This is a genomic window from Rhodococcus rhodochrous, assembly GCF_900187265.1.
Taxonomy (GTDB): domain Bacteria; phylum Actinomycetota; class Actinomycetes; order Mycobacteriales; family Mycobacteriaceae; genus Rhodococcus; species Rhodococcus rhodochrous.
This window is the reverse complement of record NZ_LT906450.1, coordinates 992060-1013894: the sequence shown is the minus strand read 5'-3', so window position 1 is coordinate 1013894 and position 21835 is coordinate 992060. Positions and strand designations below refer to the sequence as shown.

At 69.0% G+C, this 21835-nt stretch carries 24 protein-coding genes and 1 pseudogene; 17 read left to right on the top strand and 8 right to left on the bottom strand.

Annotated features, from left to right (window positions below; all coding sequences use genetic code 11):
• Positions 1 to 5 precede the first annotated feature (5 nt).
• On the bottom strand, positions 6 to 896 hold the full coding sequence (locus tag CKW34_RS04755; protein ID WP_016694988.1) for an SPFH domain-containing protein: 891 nt from the start codon (positions 894 to 896) through the stop codon (positions 6 to 8).
• 131 nt (positions 897 to 1027) lie between these two features.
• Between CKW34_RS04755 and CKW34_RS04750 the strand changes: the two genes are divergently transcribed.
• From CKW34_RS04750 to CKW34_RS04705, 11 genes are all read left to right on the top strand, one after another.
• The gene (locus tag CKW34_RS04750; protein ID WP_059381781.1) at positions 1028 to 2158 is read left to right on the top strand and encodes an NAD(P)-binding domain-containing protein; all 1131 of its coding nucleotides are present in this window, start codon (positions 1028 to 1030) and stop codon (positions 2156 to 2158) included.
• Positions 2155 to 3228 carry a S1C family serine protease gene (locus tag CKW34_RS04745; protein ID WP_059381751.1) on the top strand — a complete coding sequence of 358 codons (1074 nt, stop codon included), beginning with the start codon at positions 2155 to 2157 and terminating at the stop codon, positions 3226 to 3228. The genes CKW34_RS04750 and CKW34_RS04745 overlap by 4 nt, the downstream gene beginning before the upstream one ends.
• 126 nt (positions 3229 to 3354) lie before the next feature.
• Positions 3355 to 4206, top strand: a complete 852-nt coding sequence (locus tag CKW34_RS24600) for an MFS transporter (protein ID WP_231921796.1) — start codon at positions 3355 to 3357, stop codon at positions 4204 to 4206.
• Entirely contained in the window at positions 4206 to 4718 is a 513-nt protein-coding gene (locus CKW34_RS24595; protein WP_231921795.1) for an MFS transporter, read from the top strand. The genes CKW34_RS24600 and CKW34_RS24595 overlap by 1 nt, the downstream gene beginning before the upstream one ends.
• 67 nt (positions 4719 to 4785) lie before the next feature.
• Positions 4786 to 6423, top strand: a complete 1638-nt coding sequence (locus CKW34_RS04735) for an ABC-F family ATP-binding cassette domain-containing protein (protein ID WP_059381752.1) — start codon at positions 4786 to 4788, stop codon at positions 6421 to 6423.
• Positions 6424 to 6801: an RNA-binding S4 domain-containing protein gene (locus tag CKW34_RS04730; protein ID WP_059381753.1), complete on the top strand. Its 378-nt coding sequence runs from the start codon at positions 6424 to 6426 to the stop codon at positions 6799 to 6801.
• Between the two features lie 69 nt (positions 6802 to 6870).
• Positions 6871 to 7143, top strand: a complete 273-nt coding sequence (locus CKW34_RS04725) for a helix-turn-helix transcriptional regulator (RefSeq protein ID WP_016934131.1) — start codon at positions 6871 to 6873, stop codon at positions 7141 to 7143.
• Between the two features lies 1 nt (position 7144).
• A complete protein-coding gene (locus CKW34_RS04720) occupies positions 7145 to 7681 on the top strand; it encodes a hypothetical protein (protein WP_059381754.1) in 537 nt (178 codons plus the stop codon).
• Positions 7678 to 8568, top strand: coding sequence for an ABC transporter ATP-binding protein (locus CKW34_RS04715; protein WP_059381755.1), 891 nt, complete (start codon positions 7678 to 7680; stop codon positions 8566 to 8568). The genes CKW34_RS04720 and CKW34_RS04715 overlap by 4 nt, the downstream gene beginning before the upstream one ends.
• Entirely contained in the window at positions 8565 to 9758 is a 1194-nt protein-coding gene (locus CKW34_RS04710; protein ID WP_059381756.1) for an ABC transporter permease, read from the top strand. Before CKW34_RS04715 ends, CKW34_RS04710 begins: the two co-directional genes overlap by 4 nt.
• A gap of 118 nt (positions 9759 to 9876) precedes the next feature.
• Positions 9877 to 11382 (top strand): carboxyl transferase domain-containing protein, encoded by a 1506-nt coding sequence (locus tag CKW34_RS04705; RefSeq protein WP_059381757.1) that lies wholly within the window; start codon positions 9877 to 9879, stop codon positions 11380 to 11382.
• Between the two features lie 16 nt (positions 11383 to 11398).
• Here the strand turns inward: CKW34_RS04705 and CKW34_RS04700 are convergent, their stop codons facing one another.
• Positions 11399 to 12073 carry a GOLPH3/VPS74 family protein gene (locus CKW34_RS04700; protein WP_059381758.1) on the bottom strand — a complete coding sequence of 225 codons (675 nt, stop codon included), beginning with the start codon at positions 12071 to 12073 and terminating at the stop codon, positions 11399 to 11401.
• A 130-nt stretch (positions 12074 to 12203) separates the two neighbouring features.
• Between CKW34_RS04700 and CKW34_RS04695 the strand changes: the two genes are divergently transcribed.
• Positions 12204 to 14096, top strand: a complete 1893-nt coding sequence (locus CKW34_RS04695) for a propionyl-CoA synthetase (protein WP_059381759.1) — start codon at positions 12204 to 12206, stop codon at positions 14094 to 14096.
• A 63-nt stretch (positions 14097 to 14159) separates the two neighbouring features.
• Here the strand turns inward: CKW34_RS04695 and CKW34_RS04690 are convergent, their stop codons facing one another.
• The 3 genes from CKW34_RS04690 to CKW34_RS04680 are packed head-to-tail and all read right to left on the bottom strand — an operon-like array spanning position 14160 to position 15951.
• Positions 14160 to 14402: a DUF3618 domain-containing protein gene (locus tag CKW34_RS04690; protein WP_059381782.1), complete on the bottom strand. Its 243-nt coding sequence runs from the start codon at positions 14400 to 14402 to the stop codon at positions 14160 to 14162.
• On the bottom strand, positions 14399 to 14824 hold the full coding sequence (locus tag CKW34_RS04685) for a phage holin family protein (protein WP_059381783.1): 426 nt from the start codon (positions 14822 to 14824) through the stop codon (positions 14399 to 14401). The genes CKW34_RS04690 and CKW34_RS04685 overlap by 4 nt, the downstream gene beginning before the upstream one ends.
• On the bottom strand, positions 14821 to 15951 hold the full coding sequence (locus CKW34_RS04680; RefSeq protein WP_059381784.1) for a YihY/virulence factor BrkB family protein: 1131 nt from the start codon (positions 15949 to 15951) through the stop codon (positions 14821 to 14823). Before CKW34_RS04680 ends, CKW34_RS04685 begins: the two co-directional genes overlap by 4 nt.
• A 98-nt stretch (positions 15952 to 16049) precedes the next feature.
• Here CKW34_RS04680 and CKW34_RS04675 point away from each other — a divergent pair, with 98 nt between their 5' ends.
• From CKW34_RS04675 to CKW34_RS04660, 4 genes are read left to right on the top strand one after another with little or no spacing between them, the layout of a single operon-like run.
• The gene (locus CKW34_RS04675; RefSeq protein WP_059381785.1) at positions 16050 to 16559 is read left to right on the top strand and encodes a flavin reductase family protein; all 510 of its coding nucleotides are present in this window, start codon (positions 16050 to 16052) and stop codon (positions 16557 to 16559) included.
• 37 nt (positions 16560 to 16596) lie between these two features.
• Positions 16597 to 17373 carry a pyrimidine reductase family protein gene (locus CKW34_RS04670; protein ID WP_059381848.1) on the top strand — a complete coding sequence of 259 codons (777 nt, stop codon included), beginning with the start codon at positions 16597 to 16599 and terminating at the stop codon, positions 17371 to 17373.
• Positions 17363 to 17854 (top strand): CinA family protein, encoded by a 492-nt coding sequence (locus CKW34_RS04665; RefSeq protein ID WP_059381786.1) that lies wholly within the window; start codon positions 17363 to 17365, stop codon positions 17852 to 17854. The genes CKW34_RS04670 and CKW34_RS04665 overlap by 11 nt, the downstream gene beginning before the upstream one ends.
• A gap of 44 nt (positions 17855 to 17898) precedes the next feature.
• The gene (locus CKW34_RS04660) at positions 17899 to 18411 is read left to right on the top strand and encodes a hypothetical protein (protein ID WP_064059821.1); all 513 of its coding nucleotides are present in this window, start codon (positions 17899 to 17901) and stop codon (positions 18409 to 18411) included.
• Here the strand turns inward: CKW34_RS04660 and CKW34_RS04655 are convergent.
• Positions 18394 to 20193: an acyl-CoA dehydrogenase gene (locus tag CKW34_RS04655; protein ID WP_059381788.1), complete on the bottom strand. Its 1800-nt coding sequence runs from the start codon at positions 20191 to 20193 to the stop codon at positions 18394 to 18396. The genes CKW34_RS04660 and CKW34_RS04655 overlap by 18 nt on opposite strands.
• A 140-nt stretch (positions 20194 to 20333) precedes the next feature.
• Between CKW34_RS04655 and CKW34_RS04650 the strand changes: the two genes are divergently transcribed.
• Positions 20334 to 21008, top strand: a complete 675-nt coding sequence (locus CKW34_RS04650) for a TetR/AcrR family transcriptional regulator (protein WP_059381789.1) — start codon at positions 20334 to 20336, stop codon at positions 21006 to 21008.
• Positions 21009 to 21094: 86 nt separating this feature from the next.
• Here the strand turns inward: CKW34_RS04650 and CKW34_RS24590 are convergent, their stop codons facing one another.
• Complete coding sequence (locus CKW34_RS24590; protein ID WP_229580578.1) at positions 21095 to 21460, bottom strand: FKBP-type peptidyl-prolyl cis-trans isomerase; 366 nt, start codon at positions 21458 to 21460, stop codon at positions 21095 to 21097.
• Between the two features lie 6 nt (positions 21461 to 21466).
• Positions 21467 to 21817, bottom strand: a pseudogene (locus CKW34_RS24585) (FKBP-type peptidyl-prolyl cis-trans isomerase); the annotation flags it as partial.
• Positions 21818 to 21835: the final 18 nt, after the last annotated feature.

Sequence of the window (21835 nt, the reverse complement as noted above, 5' to 3'; positions counted from 1 at the left end):
GATCCCTACTGGTACAGCGATCCCGTGTTGAGGACGGGCTGAGCACTCTGGTCTCCACACAACACGACGAGGAGATTCGAGACCATCGCGGCCTTGCGTTCCTCGTCGAGCTCGACGGTGTGCTCGGCCTCGAGGCGGGCCAGGGCGGTGCCGACCATCGAGACGGCACCTTTGACGATCTGCTCGCGGGCGGCGATGACGGCGCCGGCCTGCTGGCGTCGCAGCATCGCCTGGGCGATCTCGGGTGCGTAGGCGAGCTGGTTGATGCGGGTCTCGATGACGCGGATGCCGGCGGACTGCACGCGGTCGTGGACCTCTGCCGAGAGCTTGGTGGTTATCTCGTCGGCGTTCTGGCGCAGCGACATCACTTCCGGCGCAGCGTCGTACGGGTACGAACCGGCGATGTGACGGACCGCGGCCTCGGTCTGCACGGCGACGAACTCCTCGAAGTCGTCGACGTCGAAGACGGCCCGTGCGGTGTCCTCGACCTGCCACACGATGACCGCCGAGATCTCGATGGGGTTGCCGTCTGCGTCGTTGACCTTGGCTCGGCCCGTCTCGTGGTTGCGGATGCGGGTGGAGATCTTGCGGCGGGTGTTGAGCGGGTTCATCCAGCGCAGACCGGGTTCGCGCAGGGTTCCGGTGTACGAGCTGCCGAGGAGCTGGAGGACGCGGGCCTCGTTCGGTTCGACGAGGACGAGTCCGGCGAGCGGCACGAGGGCGAGAACGACGAGCACACCTCCGGCGACGATCAGCGGGACGGTGACATCCACCGCTCCCCAGCCGATCAGACCGGCGCCGACGGCGATCACGACCAGGGCGGCGATCAGCACCGACCAGCCGTTGGACGAGCCGCCCGGCCGCTCGACGGTCACGGGCGATTGCACGACATCCATGTTCCTACCTCCCAGAGTCAAAGCGATATTAAAGTGATATCACATTTCCACGGTTGCGGACAGCGTTCCTTCCGCGCATCGGCCGCGATCGCGGCATGATGAAGGACAACGATCCGAGAGGGAGGCTCGCGATGCTCGCCGACGAGGCACTCGATGCGGCCGAGATACAGACCGCCGATGCGACGCCGGTCGATATCGTCGTGATCGGAGCCGGGCAGGCCGGTCTGTCGACCGCCTACTTCCTCACCCGCTTCGGAGTCGCACCCGAGACCGGATTCGTCGTCCTCGACCGCTCGTTCGGCCCCGGCGGTGCATGGCAGGACCGCTGGCCGTCACTGACACTGAGCACCGTCAACGGCGTCCACGACCTGCCCGGCCTCGCGTTCGCGGACGTCGTCGACACCTCCGCGGGTGAGGTTCCGGCAGCATCTGCGGTACCGCAGTACTACGCCGCCTACGAGAAGGAGTTCGACCTTCCCGTCCACCGCCCCACCACCGTGCGGGTCGTGTGCGACCGCGGCGAGCGACTGCGCGTCGAGACCGAATCGGCCGTCTACGCGGCACGCGGCATCATCAACGCGACCGGCACCTGGGAGCGCCCCTTCGTCCCGTGGTATCCCGGCGCCGCACGCTTCACCGGACGCCAACTGCACACCAAGGACTATCGAACGGCCGAGGACTTCACCGGGAAGCACGTACTCGTCGTCGGTGGCGGCATCTCCGCGGTCCAACTCCTCGGCGAGATCTCCCGCGTCACCGAGACCACCTGGGTGACGCGACGCGAACCTGCCTGGAGCGAGGAACCTTTCACTGCCGAGCGCGGTCACGCTGCCGTCGCACTCGTGGAGGATCGGGTACGACGCGGACTGCCACCCGGATCGGTCGTCTCCGTCACCGGGCTCCCGCTCACCCCGGCGCTGCGGGCCGCGCGCGAACGCGGCGTGCTGGAGCGGTCCCCGATGTTCTCCGAGATCACCGAGACCGGTGTGCGGTGGAGCGACGGCCGGACACTCGACGTCGATGCCATCCTGTGGTGCACCGGATTCCGAAGTTCCCTCGACCACCTGGCGCCACTGTCGTTGCGCAATGCCGGTGGCGGCATCACGATGGACGGCCGGCTCGCGACCCGCGTCGCGAAGGATCCGCGCATCCATCTCGTCGGCTACGGCCCGTCGGCGTCCACGATCGGGGCGAACCGCGCCGGTCGCGCCGCGGCCCGGGAACTGCTCGACCATCTCACCCGCGAGGTGCCGCAGCAGTGAGCGGGCGGGGCGGATCGGTGCTGCTGGTCGCGCTCGCGACCACCGCCAGCCTCGTCGCATCGGCACCGGCCCTGGTCGACGTCGCGCTCCCTCCCCCACCTCCGGTGCCGGTCGCTCCGCCCCCGACGCCGCTGACCGCCGACGAACTCACCGCGCGCACCCTGCCGGTCGTCGTGACGATCGACGCGAGCGCGGGATGGACGGGCATGACGGGCACCGGGATCGTGATCACTCCCGACGGCACGGTCGTCACGAATCATCATGTGGTGAGCGGAGCCACCGACATCAGCGCGGTGAGCGGCGCGAACGGCCTGATCCACGACGCGGAGGTCCTCGGCTACGACCGCGAGCGCGATCTCGCCGTGCTGCGACTCGGCACTGCGAGCGACCTCCCGGCCGCCACGATCGCCGAGGACCTGCCGCCGGTGGGCAGCCGGGTCACGGCCTTCGGCAACTCCCAGGGCGGTGGGGTCGTCGTGGCGACCCCCGGCACAATCGTCGAGTTCGACCGCAACGTGGTGGTGCGCGACGCCACGGACGGTTCGCGCCACCGCCTCACGGGGATGATCCGCACCGACGCCCCCATCCGGCCGGGTGATTCCGGCGGGCCGCTGGTCGACGAGTACGGAACGGTCGTGGGCATCAACACCGCGGGTGCGGTGCAGCGGAACACCGACACCTCGCCCGATACGACCCCCGAGGCGTACGCGGTGCCCATCACCGAGGCGGTCACCGTCGTCGAGCAGGTGCGGACGGGGGTGAGCGAAGGGTCGGTGCACGTGGGTCCGACACCCCGGCTGGGCGCGAGCGTCACCACCGCGCGCAGGGACGGCCAGGATCTCGGGGCCGAAGTGCTGTGGGTCTCCTACGACAGTCCCGCCTATCACGCCGGTCTCGACGCCGGTGATGTCGTGGTGTCGTTCGACGGTGAGCGGGTCTCGTCGACCGGTGAACTCGAGGAGCGCCTGCTCCGTCGCAGTCCCGGCGATGTCGTGTCGATCGAGTGGACCACCGAGAGCGGCGAAAGGCGTTCCGCCGACATCGTTCTCGAATCCGGCCCCGCACGCTGACGGCGACGTCCACCGAGAATCGGTTGATCGGTCGCCCGAGAGGCGAAGACACTTGACCTCGAGTCGCCTCGAGTCGCCTCGAGGTCGCAAGATCTCATCGGACCGTCCGACGACCGGGGGAACACGATGAGCAACCACACCGCATCACCGCCGCATCGGCGTCCGCGCCTGGCGCGCGGGCCCGTGCGGCCGTTCGCTCATCCGCAGTACCGCCTGCTGATCCTGGCACTCGCGGCGGGACTGCTGTCCGTGGGCACCTGGCTCATCGCGGTGGTGTGGCAGGTCGTCGAGATGGGCGGTGGCCCGGCCGAACTGTCGTCCGTCGCGGTGGGGCCGGCGGTGGGCATGGTCCTCGTCGCACTTCTCGGAGGTGTGCTCGCCGATCGGATCCCGCAGCGCACCCTGCTCCTCGCGACGTACATCGCACGGGCGGTGCTGGTCGCGGTGACGGCTGCGCTCGCCGTGAACGGATCGATCACCTTCTGGCACCTCACCGCCGTGGGTTTCGCGCTGGGGCTCGCCAACGGGGTCCAGTTCCCGGCCTATTCGGCGCTGTTGCCGTCCATCGTCCCGCCGCAGGACCTGCTCGCCGCCAACGGGGTCGAGGGCGTGCTCCGGCCGACGCTCATGCAGGCGGCCGGTCCGGCGGCGGCGAGCGCCGTCGTGGCGGCCTCGTCCCCGGCGGTCGCCATGTGCACGGTCGCACTCCTCGAGGTGGTCGGTGCGCTGTGCATCCTCGCGATGCACCCGACCGCGGTCCGCCGTGACGACGCACAGAGCGACGAATCGAGCGGATTCCGTTCCGTGGTGGACGATCTCACGGAGGGTGTGCGGTTCACCGTGCGCACGCCGTGGTTGCTCGGAACCCTCCTGTTCGGTTCCGTCGCGGTCCTGTGCGTGCTCGGGCCGATCGAGGTGCTGATCCCGTTCGCGATCCGCGAGGCGACCGGGGCGGGCCGTCGCAGCACGCGATGGTGATGGCCGGTTTCGGTGTCGGTGGTGCCGTCGGGTCGATGCTCGTGGCGTCACTGCGGCTGCCGAGGCGCTATCTCACCGTCCCGCTCCTGATGTGGGGCCTGGGTTGTATCCCTCTCGTCGTCATCGGCGTCTCGGGATCGGTACTGATCATGATCGTGGCGGTGTTCGTCGTCGGCGCCCTGTTCAACGCCGGATCCGTCGTGTGGGGGACGCTGCTGCAACGGCGGGTGCCCGCGCACCTGCTGGGCCGGGTGTCGAGTCTCGACTTCTTCGTCTCGATCGTGTTCATGCCGCTGTCGATGGCCGTGGCCGGGCCGCTCGCCCTCACGGTCGGGCTCGCGCCGACCTTCGCGGTGGCGGGGATCGTGCCGGCCGTCGCGGCGATGATCGTGATCGTCGCGGCCCGGACGCCGCGCGACGAGATCGACAATCCGCTCGAACTCGTTCCGGTGGACGGGGCGGAAGTCGACCCGGTGGACGAGGGGGTCGTCCCCGCGGAGTGCCGGAGCTGACGGTGCTCCCGTGGCACGGAGGACCCGCGCCCGAACCCGGTTCCACCTCGACCGGGATACTCGGAGCGTGAGCGCAACACTTCGTATCGACGGCCTGTCGGCCTCCCGTGGGGAACGTGTCCTGTTCGACGGACTCGATCTCACCGTCGCACCGGGCGACGTGATCGGACTCGTGGGGGCCAACGGCGCCGGGAAATCGACGCTGCTCACCACCCTCGCGGGGGTCGGCGACGCCGATGTCACCGGCTCGGTGATCCTCAGCCCGCCCGACGCCACGATCGGCTACCTCGCGCAGGAACCCGAGCGGGTGCCGGGCGAGACGATCCTCGGCTTCCTCTCCCGGCGTACCGGTGTCGCCGAGGCCGAACGCGTCATGAACGCCGCCGCCGAGCGCCTCGGCGACTCCGGCGAGGACGACTACACCCCGGCCCTCGAACGGTGGCTGGCGCTCGGCGGCGCCGACCTGGCCGAGCGCGCCGAGAAGGTGGTCGACGACCTCGGTCTGGACGTCGGGCTCGACGCTCCGATGACGTCGCTCTCCGGTGGTCAGGCCGCCCGCGCCGGGTTGGCGGCGCTGCTGCTCTCGCGCTACGACGTGCTCCTGCTCGACGAACCGACCAACGACCTGGATCTGGCCGGCCTCGAACAGCTCGAACGGTTCGTCGACGAGACGCGCACGGCACTGGTGGTCGTCAGCCACGACCGCGAGTTCCTCGCACGCACCGTGACGGGCATCGTCGAACTCGATCCCGTGCAACAGCAGATCTCGGTCTACGAGGGCGGATACGAGGCGTATCTCGTCGAGCGCGAGGTGGCACGCCGGCACGCGCGTGAACAGTACGAGGAGTTCGCCGACACCAGGTCGCAGCTCGAGGAACGCGCCCGGATGCAACGCAACTGGCTCGAACACGGAGTCCGCAACGCGCGCCGCAAGTCCAAGGACAACGACAAGATCGGACGCAAGCACCGCGCGGAGGCCACCGAGAAACAGGCCGCGAAGGCGCGTCAGACGCAGCGGCGCATCGAGCGGCTCGACGTCGTCGAGGAGCCTCGCAAGGAATGGGAACTGCGCATGGCCATCGCCGCCGCCCCGCGCAGCGGCACCGTGGTCGCGACCCTCGACGAGGCCGTCGTCCGGCGGGGTGACTTCGTCCTCGGGCCGATCACCACGCAGGTCGAGTGGGGCGATCGCATCGTCGTCACCGGTCCGAACGGCGCCGGGAAGTCCACTCTGCTGCGGTTGCTGCTCGGCACGATCGAACCGGATTCCGGTCGCGCGTCGCTGGGCTCGGGTGTGCTCGTCGGCGAGATCGATCAGGCCCGCAGCCTGTTCGAGGGCGACGAACCGCTCGTCGAGGCGTTCGGTCGCAACGTGCCCGACTGGCCGGACGCCGACGTGCGGACCCTGCTCGCGAAGTTCGCTCTCAAGGGTCACCACGTCCTGCGGACGGCGTCGTCACTGTCGCCGGGCGAACGCACCCGCGCGGGGCTCGCGCTGTTGCAGGCACGCGGCGTCAATCTGTTGGTGCTCGACGAACCCACCAACCATCTGGACCTGCCGGCGATCGAGCAACTCGAGCAGGCCGTCGACAGTTTCGAGGGCACTCTGCTGCTGATCACGCACGATCGCCGCATGCTGGAGACCACACGGACGACACGTCGATGGATGCTCGACGACGGGAAGCTGAGCGAGGAGTTGCTGTAGATGGGTGGAAGCGTGCGCGTGGACAGCTGGACGTGGTCGGTCCGGTTGTTCAAGACCCGGTCCGCTGCGGCGAGCGCGTGCCGCGCCGGGCACGTCCGCGTCGACGGGGTAACGGCCAAACCGTCGACGCCGGTGACGATCGGCGCCGAAGTCCGCGTACGCGCGCACGGTACGGAGAAGATCGTCGAGGTCACCCAGCTGATGAACAAGCGCGTGGGTGCACCGATCGCCGCGACCGCCTACATCGATCACAGTCCCCCGCCTCCGCCGAAGGAAGTCCTGGCGGCGCTCCCCCGCCGTGACCGCGGGGCGGGTCGTCCGACGAAGAAGGAACGCCGCGAACTCGACCGTCTTCGCGGCTTCGCCGACGACGACTGACAAGTCCACGATGTATCGATCCGTCGTCACCCATTGACAAAGTGTTGTGTTTTCACAACACTTTGTTCCATGAGTCCGGTACGTCGTGGGGAAACTCTCCCCATCTACAACCGCATCCGCGTGCTGCGCGCGGAGCGTGGCATGAGCCGCGCACAACTGGCCGCGCTCATCGACGTGAACCCGCAGACCGTCGGCGCACTCGAACGCGGCGACCACTATCCGAGTCTCGATCTCGCCTTCCGCATCTGCGATGTCTTCGGACTACCGGTCGAGGCCGTCTTCTCCCGCACCGAGTTCACGCCGTTGTCGACCGAGCTGTACAAGCCTCGGAAGGAGGCCTGAGATGACCACAGGATCCCTGCTCGACCGCTACGAGGAATACCGCACCCGCAGGTTCCTGAAGAACGAGGAGATCACCGGGGGGTGGATGCCGAACTGGCGTACCCGACGTCGCCGCCGCATCCTCGCCGTCGCCGTCGTAGCGCTGATCGCGTTGATGTTCGCCGTCGCGATCGCCTCGTACTTCACCATGGCGGCAGCGATCGTGTGGCTGCCGGCCGCGTTGATCTTCCTGCCCGCCTGGACCTGCCTGCAGATCGTCTCCGGACGCCAGTCGGACGCTCCCCGCCATGCGCTCGACGAACGCGAGATCGCCGAGCGCAACAGTGCCCGCTCGATCGGATTGTCGGTGGCACAGGCACTTCTGCTGATCCCCATCTTCACCCTGCTCTTCGGCGCCTCGATCGACTCCCTCGACCACCAGGCCCTCGCGTACTCGATGGGTGGGCTCGCGCTCGCCTCGATCCTGTTCAGCGGTTGCCTGCCCGCCGTGCTGCTCGCCTGGACCCGCCCCGACGACGATCCGGAGGACCTGCTGTGACACTGACGATCGACAATCTCTCGAAGCGCTACGGCGACAAGATCGCTCTGGACGGCGTGAGTTTCGAAGTCCGCCCCGGTGAGTTGTTCGGTTTCGTCGGCAGCAACGGGGCCGGCAAGACCACCACCATGCGGATCACCCTCGGCGTCCTGGCCGCCGACTCCGGCGAGGTCCGCATCGACGGGAAACCGGTCGACCTCGGGATGCGCCGCAACATCGGGTACATGCCCGAGGAACGTGGCCTGTACCCGAAGATGAAGGTCGGCAAGCAGTTGTCCTATCTCGCCCGGCTGCACGGACTTTCGAAGTCGGAGGCATCGGAGGCGGTGCAGCGGTGGACCGAGAGGCTCGGTATCGCCGAACGTCTCGGCGATACGGTCGACGCCTTGTCGCTCGGCAACCAGCAACGCGTGCAGCTCGCCGCGGCCCTCGTGCACGACCCGAAGGTCCTCGTCCTCGACGAGCCGTTCTCCGGCCTCGACCCGGTGGCCGTCGACGTCATGAGCGACGTCCTGCTCGAGAAGGCGAAAGAGGGTGTGCCGGTCGTGTTCTCGAGCCACCAACTCGACCTGGTCCAACGCCTGTGCGACCGCGTGGGCATCATCGGCGCGGGCCGGATGCGCGCCGTGGGCACCGTCGACGACCTGCGGTCCAAGGGCGATGCGCTCCTCGTCGTCCACGCGCCGCAGGCACCCCGCGGATGGGCGCACGGCCTGCCGGGCGTCACCCACGCCGAGTACGAGGACGAACGCACCGTGCTCACCGTCACCCCCGGCGCCGACGACCAGCTGATCCTCAAGGCGGCGCTGGCCACCGGCCCGGTCCACGAGTTCTCGCTCCGGCGCCCGTCCCTGACCGAGCTGTTCCGAGAGGTGGTTTCCGCATGAGCGCCCCGTTGAGCAACGCCCGCGCGGTCGGTCTCGTCGCGTCACGCGAGTTCGTCACGCAGGTACAGAAGAAGAGCTTCCTGATCAGCAACGCGATCATCCTCGTCGCGATCGTCGTCGGCATCGTCGCCACCTCGGTCCTGTCCGGCGGCGACGACGACCGGCCCACCGTCGGAGTCGTGGGCGCACCCGCGCTGCAGACGACGATCGAATCGCTCGGCGAGACCGTCGGCACTCCGCTCGAGGTCTCCGACGTGCCCGACGCCGCCACCGCCCGCGAACAGGTGTCCTCCGGCGACCTCGACGTCGCGCTCGTCCCCGGCGACGGGGCGTCCGTCACGGCGATCACCGAATCGGAACTCGACACCGACGTCCGCGCCGTCGTCGAGGCAGCTGTCGTGCAGCAGGCCCAGGTCGCCGCGCTGACCGACCGCGGCGTCGATCCCACTGCGGTCGCGGCCGACGTGTCCGCGGCGACCGTGACCGTCGACGCCCTCGACCCGCCGGATCCCGAACAGGGACAACGCATCATCCTCTCGATCATCGCCGTGGTCCTGCTGTACATGCAGATCCTGATGTTCGGCATGTACGTCGCGATGGGTGTCGTCGAGGAGAAGTCCTCGCGCGTCGTCGAACTGCTGCTGTCCACGCTGCGTCCGCTGCAGCTGCTGTGGGGCAAGATCCTCGGCATCGGTGCGGTCGGGCTCCTGCAACTCACCGCCTACGGGGTGGTCGGCGTCGGCACCGCGCTCGCCACCGACACCCTCACGATCACCGGCACCGCCCTCGGCGTGCTCGCCGGCACCCTCGGCTGGTTCGTCCTCGGCTTCGCGTTCTTCGCCGTCCTCTACGCGGCGGCGGGGTCGATGGTGTCGCGGCAGGAGGACGTCAACTCCACCTCGGGTCCGCTCGTGATGCTGATCCTTGCGATGTTCTTCGCGGCGTTCTCGTCGGTCGACGATCCCGAGGCCGGATGGAGCACCACGCTGAGCTGGATCCCGCCGTTCTCGGCGATCCTCATGCCGTTGCGTATCGCGGCAGGGGTGGCCACACCGTTGCAGATCGTCGGCACCATCGTTCTGATGGTCGCCGCCATCGCGGTGCTCAGTGTGATCGCCGCGCGCATCTACCAGCGATCGATCCTGCGCATCGGCCGGACGGTCACGTGGAAGGAAGCCCTCGGCCGATAACCGACCCCGCAACGAGGGGGAGGATATGTGCGGTTTGTCGCAAGAACGCGCACACAACCTCCCCCTCGTTCGCGTCGGTATAGGTTGACGTCGACGGACGAGGACAGGTGGAGGCGACGTGGCCGGTGGCAGGATCTCGGCGCAGGAGTTCATCGACAAGGTGCTCGACCCGGGAAGCTTCGTCTCCTGGGACGTTCCGCCGATCGATGTCGGGGCGGGCGAGAAGTACCTCGCCGATCTGGAGCGGGCCGCCGAGAAGTCCGGGGTCGACGAATCCGTGCTCACCGGTTCGGGCACCGTCCACGGCCGCCGGGTCGCTCTGATCGTGTGCGAATTCTCCTTCCTCGCAGGCTCGATCGGTGTCGCCGCCGCCGAACGCATCGTCACCGCCGTCGAGCGCGCGACCGCCGAGGGACTACCTCTGCTCGCGTCGCCCACCTCGGGTGGCACCCGCATGCAGGAGGGCACCCTCGCCTTCGTACAGATGGTGAAGATCGCCGCCGCCGTCGCCGCACACAAGGCCGCCCACCTCGGCTATCTCGTGTACCTGCGCAACCCGACGACCGGTGGGGTGTTCGCGTCGTGGGGGTCGCTCGGGCACGTCACCGCCGCCGAACCGGGCGCGCTCGTCGGCTTCCTCGGCCCGCGCGTCTACAAGGCGCTCTACCAGGAGAACTTCCCCGAGGACGTCCAGACGGCGGAGAACCTGTACCGCAAGGGCGTGATCGACGGAGTCGTGCCCATCGGCGGTGTGCGGCAGGTCGTGCACCGGTTGCTGCGCGTGCTCGTCGAGGGGAACCGGCCCGAGGTGACGTCGAGTCCGGCGATCACCACCGTCGACGACGTGCCCGACATCCCGGCCTGGCAGTCGGTGATGCTCAGTCGACGCCCCGAACGGCCCGGTATCCGGCAGTTGCTGCGTCATGCCGCCTCCGCGCAGGTCCCCCTGTCCGGGACCGGTGAGGGAGAGTCCGATCGCACCGTCCTGCTCTCGCTCGCCCGGTTCCGCGGTGTCTCGTGCGTGATGTTCGGTCAGGACCGCGCGGGACAGTCACCCGAACGCACGATGGGGCCGGGAGCGCTGCGCGAGGCCCGCCGCGCGATGCGTCTCGCCGACGAACTGCGCCTGCCGCTCGTGCTCGTCATCGACACCCTCGGTGCGTCGCTGTCGAAGGAGGCCGAGGAGCGCGGGCTCGCACCCGAGATCGCCCGCTGCCTCGCCGATCTCGTCACCCTGCCCACTCCGACGGTGTCGGTGCTGCTCGGCCAGGGAACCGGCGGCGGCGCACTCGCCCTGCTCCCCGCCGACCGGGTGTTGTGCGCGCAGCACGGCTGGCTCGCGCCGCTCCCGCCCGAAGGTGCCAGCGCGATCGTGCACCGCGACACCACCCACGCACCGGCCATGGCGCAGGATCAGGGGATCCGCTCCCGCGACCTACTGCGCAACGGTGTCGTCGACGCGGTCGTCCCCGAGCGTCCGGACGCCACCGAGGAACCCGTCTCGTTCGTCAAGCGGGTCGGTGCCGCGGTCGCCCGCGAACTCGCGATCCTCACCGAGGAACCCGCGGAGGACCGCTACCGGCGACGGATCGAGCGGTACCGGAAGCTCGGTGTGCCGTCCTGACGCGGCGCGATCCGGATCAGCTCGAACCCGCCACCGCTCCGCCGGCCACGACGGCGGCCATCATGGCCGCGTTGACGGACGCGACGGCATCGCGCACCGCTCTGGCCGCCCACTCGCCCTGCGCGATCTCCTTCGCCCGCTTCTTCACCGCTCGCTTGTCGGCGTCCGGGAACACCTTCGGGGCCGCATCCGCCGCCGACAGCAGGGCGATCAGCGCCGCGGTACGTGGCTCCGGGGTCAGGCCGTCGATCAACGCCGCGCGGATCAGGTCGCGGACGCGCTGTTCGTGGGTGAAATCGATCGCGGGCCACTTCTTCGTGGGGAACACCCCGAGGATCTTCCCGCGCTCCTCCGAGACCCAGCCCTGCTCGACGACCCGCGCGAGAAGCTTCTCCTGCAGGCCCTTCTGCAGTTTCTCGATGGCCGCCGTCGGCTTCACCGGCCTGCCCGAGCCGAGCCGCTCGACCGCCTCGGCGAGGATCGGATCGGCGGGTCGTGCCTCGGTGCGTATCGCGATCCGCCCCTTCTTCACCTGCTCCCCCTCGGTGTCGACCGCCACCACGTCGTCGAGGGCAAGCTCGAGGAGCACCGCACCCGCGAGAACGCGTGGCAGTTTCACTCCGTCGACGACAGGCTTTCCCGATTCGTCGTCGAGCAGCAGGAGCAGCAGGTCTTCCGCGATCGAGGTCATGCGGCTCAGGGTAGGCACTTCGTCCGTTCGTCGCGTGGTTGTGGCCGTCCGACGCAGACCTGCAGCCACCCCCTTGCAGGTCACATAGAGTGGTTCGCGCCACAACCGCCGTCGAGGAAGGACACGAACGATGGGCTCGTACGAGGAGGCGTTCCGCCGGAGCACCGAGGATCCGGAGGGATTCTGGCTCGAGGCCGCCCGCGCGGTCGAGTGGGAGAGCGCGCCGACGCGAGCCCTCGACGACTCGGCGGCACCGTCGTACAAGTGGTTCCCGGACGGCACGCTGAACACCAGCGTCAACGCACTCGACCGGCACGTACAGGCAGGGAACGGCGACCGTCCGGCCCTGATCTGGGATTCGGCGATGGTCCCGGCCAAGCGCACGTACACCTACGCCGAACTGCTCGACGAGGTCGCGAAGTTCGCCGGTGTGCTGCGCGACCAGGGTGTGGCTGCCGGCGACCGCGTCATCGTCTACATGCCGATGATCCCCGAGGCCGCCATCGCGATGCTCGCCTGCGCCCGCATCGGGGCGGTGCACTCGGTGGTGTTCGGCGGGTTCGCCGCGAAAGAGCTCGCGACCCGCATCGACGACGCCACGCCGGTCGTGCTGGTCACCGCCTCCGGCGGCCTCGAACCCGGCCGCACGGTCGAGTACCTGCCGATCGTCGAGCAGGCGATCGGTCTGTCGCCGACCCCGCCGCACACCGTGATCGTGAAGAACCGCGAGCAGATCCCCGGTTCGGCGGCCGACTACCAGACGTCCTCGGCGGCGTGGTTCGACTGGGACGAGCTGTGCGCCGACGCGTCCCCCGCCGAGCCCGTGACGGTCGCGGCGACCGATCCGCTCTACATCCTCTACACCTCCGGCACCACCGGGAAGCCCAAGGGCGTGGTCCGCGACAACGGTGGGCACGCCGTGGCCCTGACGTGGTCGATGCACAACATCTACGACATCGATCCGGGCGACGTGTGGTGGACCGCCTCCGATGTGGGCTGGGTGGTCGGCCACTCCTACATCGTCTACGGCCCGCTGCTGGTCGGTGCGACGACGGTGATGTACGAGGGCAAGCCCGTCGGCACCCCCGACGCGGGTGCGTTCTGGCGGATCATCGCCGAGAACGGCGTCAAGGCCCTGTTCACCGCTCCCACGGCGATTCGCGCTGTACGCAAGTCGGATCCGAACGCCGAGGAGCTGAAGAAGTACCCCATCGACTCGCTGCAGACGCTCTTCGCCGCCGGTGAGCGCCTCGACCCCGACACCTACCACTGGGCGACGAAGGTGCTCGACCGCCCGGTGGTCGACCACTGGTGGCAGACCGAGACGGGTTGGGCGATCGCCGCGAACATGCGCGGCCTCGAACCGATGCCGCTCAAGGCCGGCTCCCCCACCGTCCCCGTGCCGGGATACCGGGTCGAGATCGTCGACGGAGAAGGCAAGCCCGTCGATCCGAACACCGAAGGCAACATCGTCATCCGTCTGCCGTTGCCGCCCGGCACGCTGGCCGGCCTGTGGCAGGACGACGACCGGTACCGCCGCTCGTACCTCGACACCTTCCCCGGTTACTACCTCACCGGCGACTCGGGCTACGTCGACGAGGACGGCTACGTCTTCGTCCTCGGCCGGTCCGACGACGTGATCAACGTTGCCGGGCACCGGCTCTCGACCGGCAGTATGGAGGCCGTGGTCGCGTCGCATCCCGCCGTCGCCGAATGCGCCGTGGTGGGCATCCGCGACGAACTGAAGGGCCAGCGCCCGTCGGGTTACGTGGTGCTCAAGTCCGGCGTGGAGATCGATCCCGAGACCCTGCGACAGGAACTCGTCACGATGGTCCGCGACCAGATCGGCGCGGTCGCGACCTTCCGCGACGTGACCGTGGTCCAGGCCCTGCCGAAGACGCGCTCCGGCAAGATCCTCCGCAAGACCATGCGGCAGATCGCCGACCACGAGGAGTACACCGTGCCGTCGACGATCGAGGACCCGGCCGTGCTCGACGCGCTGAAGGAACAGCTCGGCGGCTGATCGAACCCCGCACGGATCGGGCGGACGGAGACCTCGTCTCCGTCCGCCCGATCAGTTTTCGTGTCACTTCCTCCGTCTGCGCCTCACGAGCACCAGCACGAGCACGGCTGCGACGACCCCGCCGGCCACTGCGATCAGATCGGGCCGGTTGCGGATCTCCTCGGCACGTTCGGCCGCGGACTGCTTGACCCGGGTAGGGACGTCGAGCCGGTCGGTGAGTTCACCGACGGTCGCGGCGAGTTCGGCCCGTTGACGTTCGATGTCGGTCACCTCGTCCGGACGACCACCGTTGTCGGATGCGGTCACTTCGTTGCTCCCTTCGCGGCGTCGATGTCGGCGCGGACACTGGCGGCCGTGCGTTCCGGCACGGGCGGTGCGGCGTTCTTCGCCTTCGAGGCCCCGACCGCGGCGAGGATGCCCCCGATGGCGAGCACCACGAGCGCGACGATGAGGGCCGCGAGCCACGGTTCGACGGCCGTGGCGAGGCCGAGTACGGCCGTCGCGATCAGTGTCGCCAGACCGAGGAAGAGCAGGATCGCTCCCGCACCCGAGATCCCCACGCCCACACCGATGCGGGTGCCCTTGGACTTGACCTCCTCGAGCGCGTGCGAGACCTCGGTTCGCACCAGGGTCGAGACCTGTTCGGTGAGTCGCTCGGTGAGCTCGACCGTGGACAGATTCTTCGGTTGTTCGGCCACGGGGCGAGCATTGCCGGCGGGTGTCGTCATCGCGGATTCCTTTCCGTCGTGGGCCCGGTAGGGCCCACGGGGTCGGCCGCCTCTCCGGAGGAGCCGTCGGGGTTGTCGGTGCTGTGGGCCTCACGCAGCCTGCGCCCGTGCTCGACGAGTTCTTCCAGCTTGGCGGCGTTCTTCTCGCTGACGCGCGAATCACGTTCGGGCAGTTGCAGTGTCTTCTCGGCAGGCATACCGGCCTGCAGCTGGCGGCCACGTTCCATCTCGGCGTCGAACTCGGCACCGAACAACAGGGCCAGATTGGTGATCCACAACCACAGCAGGAAGATCACCGCGCCGGCGAGTGAGCCGTAGGTCTTGTTGTAGCTGCCGAAATTCGAGACGTAGAAGGCGAATGCCACCGAGGCCACGATCCACACGACGATCGCGATGAGCGATCCCAGGCTGACCCAGCGGAACTTCGGCTGGGACACGTTGGGCGTCGCGTAGTACAGCACCGCGACGATCATGACCACCAGTGCGAGCATCACGGGCCACTTGACGATGCTCCACACCGTCACGGCGGTGTCGCCGAGGCCGATGACGTCGCCGATCGTGCGTGCGACCGGACCGCTGATCACGAGCATCAGGGCGGTCGCACCGGCGGCCACCAGGGCCACAGCAGTGATCAGCAGCATCAGCGGGCGCAGCTTCCAGACGGGCCGGCCCTCCTCGATCTCGTAGATCCGGTTCATGGCGCGGCCGAATGCGCCGACATATCCCGATGCGGACCACAGCGCGCCCAGAGTACCGACTACCAGGGCGAATCCGGCTGTCGGTGCGGACACGAGCTGTTCGATCGGTCCTCGGAGGGTGTCGACGGCGGAGGACGGGGCGAGGTCCTCGACCATGCCGAGCACAGTGTCGACCGTCGTCTGCCCCTGGCCGAACACGCCGAGCAACGAGACCACGACGAGCAGGGCGGGGAACAACGACAGGACGGCGTAGTACGTCAGTGCAGCGGCGAGATCGGTGCACTGGTCTCGACTGAACTCCCGAATCGTCCTGCGCAGCACATATTTCCACGACGGCGTGGACAGATCGGTCGGAGAGTCGGGTTTGCGCGGGTCATCGGGGGCAAGCGTGGCACCCGACGATCCGTCACCTCTGTGCTCGGCGTCCATACTGCGCCGGGTACCCCACGTCACACACCGACCAAACTCACAGCCGCACGGCGGCCGAACCACCGCCGCAGCGGTGCGACGGCCGTACGATTCCGCGCATGGCCGACGCCCCACTCGAAGGATCCGCCGACGGTTTCGCGGACATCGCCTCGCAGCTCGACTACCCGATGTTCATCGTCACTGCATTCGACGGCGAGGAACGCAGCGGTTGCCTGATCGGCTTCGCGACCCAGTCCGCGATCGATCCGGCCCGCTTCCTGGTGGCGCTGTCGAACAAGAACCGGACCTACCGGGTGGCGTCGAAGGCGAAGCACCTCGCCGTGCACGTCCTGACCCCGGCAGACCGCGAACTGGCAGCGCTGTTCGGCGAGCACACCGGCGACGACATCGACAAGTTCGACCGCTGCTCGTGGCGCGAGGGACCCCACGGTCTGCCCGTGCTGGACGGTCCGCGTGCGTGGTTCGTCGGCCGGATCCTCGAGACGTTCACGACCGGCGACCACGGGGGTTTCCTCCTCGAGCCCGAGCGCGGTGAGCTCCGCGGCGACTTGGACCGCCTCATGACCTTCAAGTCCGTGGGCGATCTCGACGCCGGGCACGGCGCGTGACGTGCATCCGGCGGGCGGGAGTGGTCTGATCGGCGACATGCGACGACTCGACGGCACCGATGCGGCGCAGCACGTGGACGACACGGCGCTGCGCGCTCTCTACGCCTACCCCGACGATCTGTCCCGGCCGTGGATGCGGATCAACTTCGTGTCCTCCCTCGACGGAGCCGTGGCGGTCGAGGGACGATCCGGTGCCCTCGGCTCGCCCGCCGACAAGAAGGTCTTCGGGTTGCTGCGCGAACTCGCCGACGTGATCCTCGTGGGCGCGGGCACCGTGCGGGCCGAGAACTACGGCGGCGCCCGGACCGGCGAGGCCTTGCGTGCGCGCCGCGAGGAGGCCGGACTCGCTCCGATACCGCCGGTCGCGGTGGTGACCGCCTCGTGCGACCTGCCGCCCGAGCTGCGTCTGTTCACCGACACGACGATCCCGCCCGTGGTCTTCACGACCGCACGGGCCCCCGAGACCGCCCGGCGCGCGGTGGAGGCCGCCGGAGGCGACGTCCGCGTCATCGCCGACGCGGCGATCGACGGGCCCTCCCTGCTCGCGGCGATCGGCGAGGCGGGATGGCTCCGGGTGCTGTGCGAGGGCGGACCGAATCTGTTCGGCCGCATGATCGAGGACGGCGTCGTCGACGAGCTGTGCCTGACCTGGGCTCCGGTCCTGGCGGCCGGCAACGCCGCGCGTATCGCGCACTCGCCGACCGCTGCTCTGACACCCCTGCAACGTGCGCACCTGGTGTGCGACGACGACGGCACCCTGCTCACCCGCTGGGTGCGACCCGATGCTCTGGAAGGAGACACGCATGGCCGATGACGACGTGGTGGAGGGGACGGACACCTCCGACGAGTTGATCGAGCAGCTGGCACAGCTCGCCTCCGACAAGGAGCTGACGCTCGGCTGCGCGGAGTCCCTCACCGCGGGCACGCTCGCAGCCCGCCTGGGTGCCGCGAAGGGCAGCTCCGACTGGTTCCGCGGCGGCATCGTCGCGTACTCGCGCGAGGTCAAGTACGGCCTGCTCGAGGTTGCGGAAGGCCCGGTCGTGTGCGAGAGCGCGGCCCGCACGATGGCGGAGAGCACCTCCCGCCTTCTGGGCGCGGACATCGTCGTCGCCGTGAGCGGGGCCGGTGGCCCCGACCCGCAGGACGGCCGCCCACCGGGCACGGTCTGCTTCGCGACGACCGGTCCGGACGGCACCCGCAGCGAGGAGCAGCGCTTCGACGGTGATCCCGAGAAGGTACTCGCGAAGACCGTGCGTCACGCCCTGTCGTTGCTCGTCGAGCGCGCGTCCGCCTGAAAATCGGATGCGATCTCCTACCCGCGGGGCCTAACGTGACGAGCATGCGCGTCGTCTTCACGAAGGGTCCCGGCATCGGGTACGAGATCGCGGTGCACCGCGACACCGGTCCGGAGCTCGCTCCGCGCAACGGCCCGGGCGGTCACCCCTATCTCCCCCACGACCTCGTGCACCTGCTGGTCGAGAAGGAGGCAGGGATCGAACTCGGAGTCTTCGGGCAGTTGGCCGCAGGCGACAACGGCATGTTCTGGCCCGTCGACAACGCGGAGCGGACCAGAGCGGGTCGGCGTCGGCGCTCGAAGAAGCATGCGATGTCGCCGCGCGCAGAGGACGACATGATCAGGTCGGAGACACTGGCGCGCATCGCCGTTCCCGTCTGGGAGGTGCGACGCGGTCTGGCGCAGAGCCTTCCGGCATATGTGTCCGCGCACGATGTCACCCCGGTGGTCGACCGGATCGTGGCCACCTTCGACGACCACGCCGACCGGTGGCATGCGCTACCGGTCGGCGGGTCGCTGACGGTCACCTGGAAGGTGTCGCTACAGAACCGACGGTGACACGTCGAGGGTCGTGCGGTCGAGACTCGCGAGCAGATCGAACTGCGGTCCGGTCCTGGGCAGTTCGAAGCGGAAGAAATACCGTGCGGCGGCGCGCTTCCCGTCGAAGAAGTCGCCCTCGCGGTCGCCCACCGCGAGGAGCTGCTCGAGCCACATCCATGCCACCACCACGTGCCCGACGGCTTCGAGGTAGACCGACGAGTTGGCCAGGGCCACAGCAGGATCGCCGGTGGACCACAGCGTCGCGGTCGTTTCCGCGACGCGCGCCACGGCCGAGCCCAGCTGCTCCGCGTAGGCGGCGGCGTCGCCCCCGGCCTGCGTCGCCCGGGTGATCGTCTCTCCCACCGCTTCGCCGAGCAGCGCGAGAGCGGCACCGCCCTGCATGATCACCTTGCGGCCGAGCAGGTCGAGGCCCTGGATGCCGTGCGTGCCTTCGTGAATGGGGTTGAGTCGGTTGTCGCGGTAGAACTGCTCGACGTCGAACTCGCGGGTGTAGCCGTAGCCGCCGAGCACCTGGATCGCGAGGCTGTTGGCCTCGAGGCACCACTGCGACGGCCAGGACTTCGCGATGGGGGTGAGCAGGTCCAGCAGCAGACCGGCGCGGGTCCGCTCGTCGTCGCTCTCGGCGGTGCGCTGCACGTCGACGAGTTTCGAGCAGTACAACCCCAGCGCGAGTGCGCCTTCGACATAGGACTTCTGCGCCAACAGCATTCGGCGCACATCGGCGTGCTCGACGAGCGGAACCTGCGGCGAGGCCGGGTCCTTCGCACCGAGCGGCCGGCCCTGCGCGCGGGTACGGGCGTAGTCGAGCGACTGCAGGTACCCGGCGTAGCCGAGGGAGGTGGCGAGGAAGCCGACGCCGATCCGGGCCTCGTTCATCATGTGGAACATGTACGACAGGCCCTTGTGCGGCTCACCGAGCAGGTAGCCGACCGCGCCGGCCTCACCGCCGGGGGTGTGGACGCCCTCACCGAAGTTGAGCAGGGTGTTGGTGGTACCGCGGTTGCCCATCTTGTGGTTGAGGCCGACGAGGGCGACGTCGTTGCGTTCGCCGAGCGTGCCGTCGGCCTCGACGAGGAACTTCGGGACGATGAACAGCGAGATGCCCTTCACCCCGTCCGGTCCGCCGGGGATCTTGGCGAGGACGAGGTGGACGATGTTCTCGGTGAGTTCGTGGTCGCCGCCGGAGATCCACATCTTGGTGCCGGTCAGCCGGTAGGTGCCGTCCGCGGCGGGCACGGCCCTGGTGGTGATGTCGGCGAGCGACGAACCGGCCTGCGGTTCGGACAGGCACATGGTGCCGAAGAAGCGGCCCTCGAGCATCGGCGGCACGAAGGTCCCGATCTGCTCGTCGCTGCCGTGGGTGACCAGCAGGCTCGCATTCGCGGCGGTGAGGAAGGGGTAGGCCGAGGTGCCGGCGTTCGCGGCCTGGAACCACGCCATCGATGCGCGCTGCACGGTGACCGGCAGTTGCATGCCGCCGTGCTTCTCGTCGAACCCGCCGGCGAGGAGTCCCGCCTTGCAGAACAGGTCGAGCGCGTCCTTGACCTCGGGGATGATCTCGACGCGACCGTCCTCGCCGATGCGGGGTTCCTGGGCATCGCCCTTCTTGTTGTGGGTCGCGAAGTGCTTCGTGGCGATGTCGGCGCTCAGGTCGAGCACGGCGTCGAAGGTCTCGCGGGAATGCTCGGCGAAGCGGCTCCGAGCGGTGAGGGACTCGACGTCGAGCCAGTCGTACAGGAGGAAGTCCAGGTCGCGCCGGGACAGTACGGGAGAAGGCATCGAGGATCCTTTCGGGCGACTCGGGTATCGGCCGCAGCAGGAACGAACTCAGCAGGAACGAACTAAGCGCTCACTCAGTAGACCAACGACGGTGCATGATGTCAACGACGCCTTCTCCGCGACCCCGCAGGACGGACCCCGTGACCGACACGCCCGAGCAGACCCCCGACACGCCCGCCCCCGGCTCCCCTGTCCCCGCCTCCCCTGCCCTCGATTCCCTCGCCGCAGCACTCCCCGGTGGCGGCTCCGAGGTCGCGCGTCGGCTCGTCGCCTCAGCGGTGGAGTCCTTCGCTCGCCGCGGCTACCACGCGACCACCACCCGCGACATCTCCGTCGGCGCAGGGTTGAGCCCCGCCGCGCTCTACGTGCACTTCCCGTCCAAGGAGGCCGTGCTCTTCGAGGCCGGCCGCAACGGGCACCTCCACGTTCTCGAGGAGGTCGAGAGCGCCGCCGCGAGTTCCACCGACCCGATCGAGCGGATCCGCGCCATCGTCGACCGCTTCGTGCGGATCCACGCCGTGCACCACACCACCTGCCGGGTCGCGCAGTACGAACTGCACGCGCTCTCGGAGGAGCACTACCGCGAGATCGCAGAGATCCGCAGACGCACCGACGCCGTGGTCCGGGAGGTCATCTCCTCGGGCGTCGACAGCGGTGCGTTCCGGGTCGGCGACGTGCCCACCGCGGCCCTGGCGATCCTGTCGCTGGGGATCGACGTCGCCCGGTGGTACCGGCCCGGCCGCGTGGACGTCGACGATCTGGCCCGCAACTACGTCGACCTCGCGTTGTCGATGCTCGGGGCCACTCGCAACTGAGCCAGCCGGGCACCGAACGACGACGAGGCCCGCAACCCGGTGCTTCCACCGGTGTTGCGGGCCTCGAATGTCGTTGCGGGTCGGTTTTATCCGACGCCGAGCAGATCGATCACAAAGACCAGGGTCTTGCCTCCGAGCGGATGCCCGGAACCGGCCGGTCCGTACGCGAGCTGCGGGGGCACCGTGAGCTTGCGACGTCCACCGACGCGCATGCCCGGAATGCCTTCCTGCCAGCCCGGGATCAGCCGTCCGAGCGGGAAGCGGACGGAGTCGCCACGAGCGAACGACGAGTCGAACACATCGTTGGTGTCGTACTCCACCCCGTGGTAGTGCACGTCGACCACACCGCCGGGCTGCGCTTCGTCGCCGTCACCGATGGTGATGTCCTCGACGACGAGATCGGCGGGAGCCGGGCCGGTCGCCGGCTCGACCGTCGGAACCTCCGGCGGCACCTGCACGGCGAGCAGGTCGATGATGAACACGAGCGTCTTGCCCGACAGGCGGTGGCCCGATCCGGCGGGACCGTAGGCGAGCTCCGGCGGGATGGTCAGCTGGCGACGGCCGCCGACCTTCATGCCCGGGATGCCCTCCTGCCAGCCGGCGATCAGACCGGACAGCGGGAAGGTGATGGACTCACCACGGCTCCACGACGAATCGAACTCTTCACCGGTATCGAACTCGACCCCGACGTAGTGGACTTCGACCTTCGATCCGGGCTCCGCTTCGGCACCTTCGCCGACCACCAGGTCCTTGATGACCAACTGGGTGGGGGCGGGGCCCTCCTGGAACTCGATTTCGGGCTTTGTCATGGATGTCTCCTCGTCGGG

Bases quoted from the DNA above. Each gene is read 5' to 3' on its own strand.
- CKW34_RS04730 (WP_059381753.1), top strand. From the start codon at position 6,424: ATGGGTGGAAGCGTGCGCGTGGACAGCTGGACGTGGTCGGTCCGGTTG.
- CKW34_RS04680 (WP_059381784.1), bottom strand. From the start codon at position 15,951: ATGGACGCCGAGCACAGAGGTGACGGATCGTCGGGTGCCACGCTTGCC.
- CKW34_RS24595 (WP_231921795.1), top strand. From the start codon at position 4,206: ATGGCCGGTTTCGGTGTCGGTGGTGCCGTCGGGTCGATGCTCGTGGCG.
- CKW34_RS04700 (WP_059381758.1), bottom strand. From the start codon at position 12,073: ATGACCTCGATCGCGGAAGACCTGCTGCTCCTGCTGCTCGACGACGAA.
- CKW34_RS04695 (WP_059381759.1), top strand. From the start codon at position 12,204: ATGGGCTCGTACGAGGAGGCGTTCCGCCGGAGCACCGAGGATCCGGAG.
- CKW34_RS04655 (WP_059381788.1), bottom strand. From the start codon at position 20,193: ATGCCTTCTCCCGTACTGTCCCGGCGCGACCTGGACTTCCTCCTGTAC.
- CKW34_RS04675 (WP_059381785.1), top strand. From the start codon at position 16,050: ATGGCCGACGCCCCACTCGAAGGATCCGCCGACGGTTTCGCGGACATC.
- CKW34_RS04685 (WP_059381783.1), bottom strand. From the start codon at position 14,824: ATGACGACACCCGCCGGCAATGCTCGCCCCGTGGCCGAACAACCGAAG.
- CKW34_RS04665 (WP_059381786.1), top strand. From the start codon at position 17,363: ATGGCCGATGACGACGTGGTGGAGGGGACGGACACCTCCGACGAGTTG.
- CKW34_RS04670 (WP_059381848.1), top strand. From the start codon at position 16,597: ATGCGACGACTCGACGGCACCGATGCGGCGCAGCACGTGGACGACACG.
- CKW34_RS04755 (WP_016694988.1), bottom strand. From the start codon at position 896: ATGGATGTCGTGCAATCGCCCGTGACCGTCGAGCGGCCGGGCGGCTCG.
- CKW34_RS04750 (WP_059381781.1), top strand. From the start codon at position 1,028: ATGCTCGCCGACGAGGCACTCGATGCGGCCGAGATACAGACCGCCGAT.
- CKW34_RS04720 (WP_059381754.1), top strand. From the start codon at position 7,145: ATGACCACAGGATCCCTGCTCGACCGCTACGAGGAATACCGCACCCGC.
- CKW34_RS24600 (WP_231921796.1), top strand. From the start codon at position 3,355: ATGAGCAACCACACCGCATCACCGCCGCATCGGCGTCCGCGCCTGGCG.
- CKW34_RS04710 (WP_059381756.1), top strand. From the start codon at position 8,565: ATGAGCGCCCCGTTGAGCAACGCCCGCGCGGTCGGTCTCGTCGCGTCA.
- CKW34_RS04660 (WP_064059821.1), top strand. From the start codon at position 17,899: ATGCGCGTCGTCTTCACGAAGGGTCCCGGCATCGGGTACGAGATCGCG.
- CKW34_RS04725 (WP_016934131.1), top strand. From the start codon at position 6,871: ATGAGTCCGGTACGTCGTGGGGAAACTCTCCCCATCTACAACCGCATC.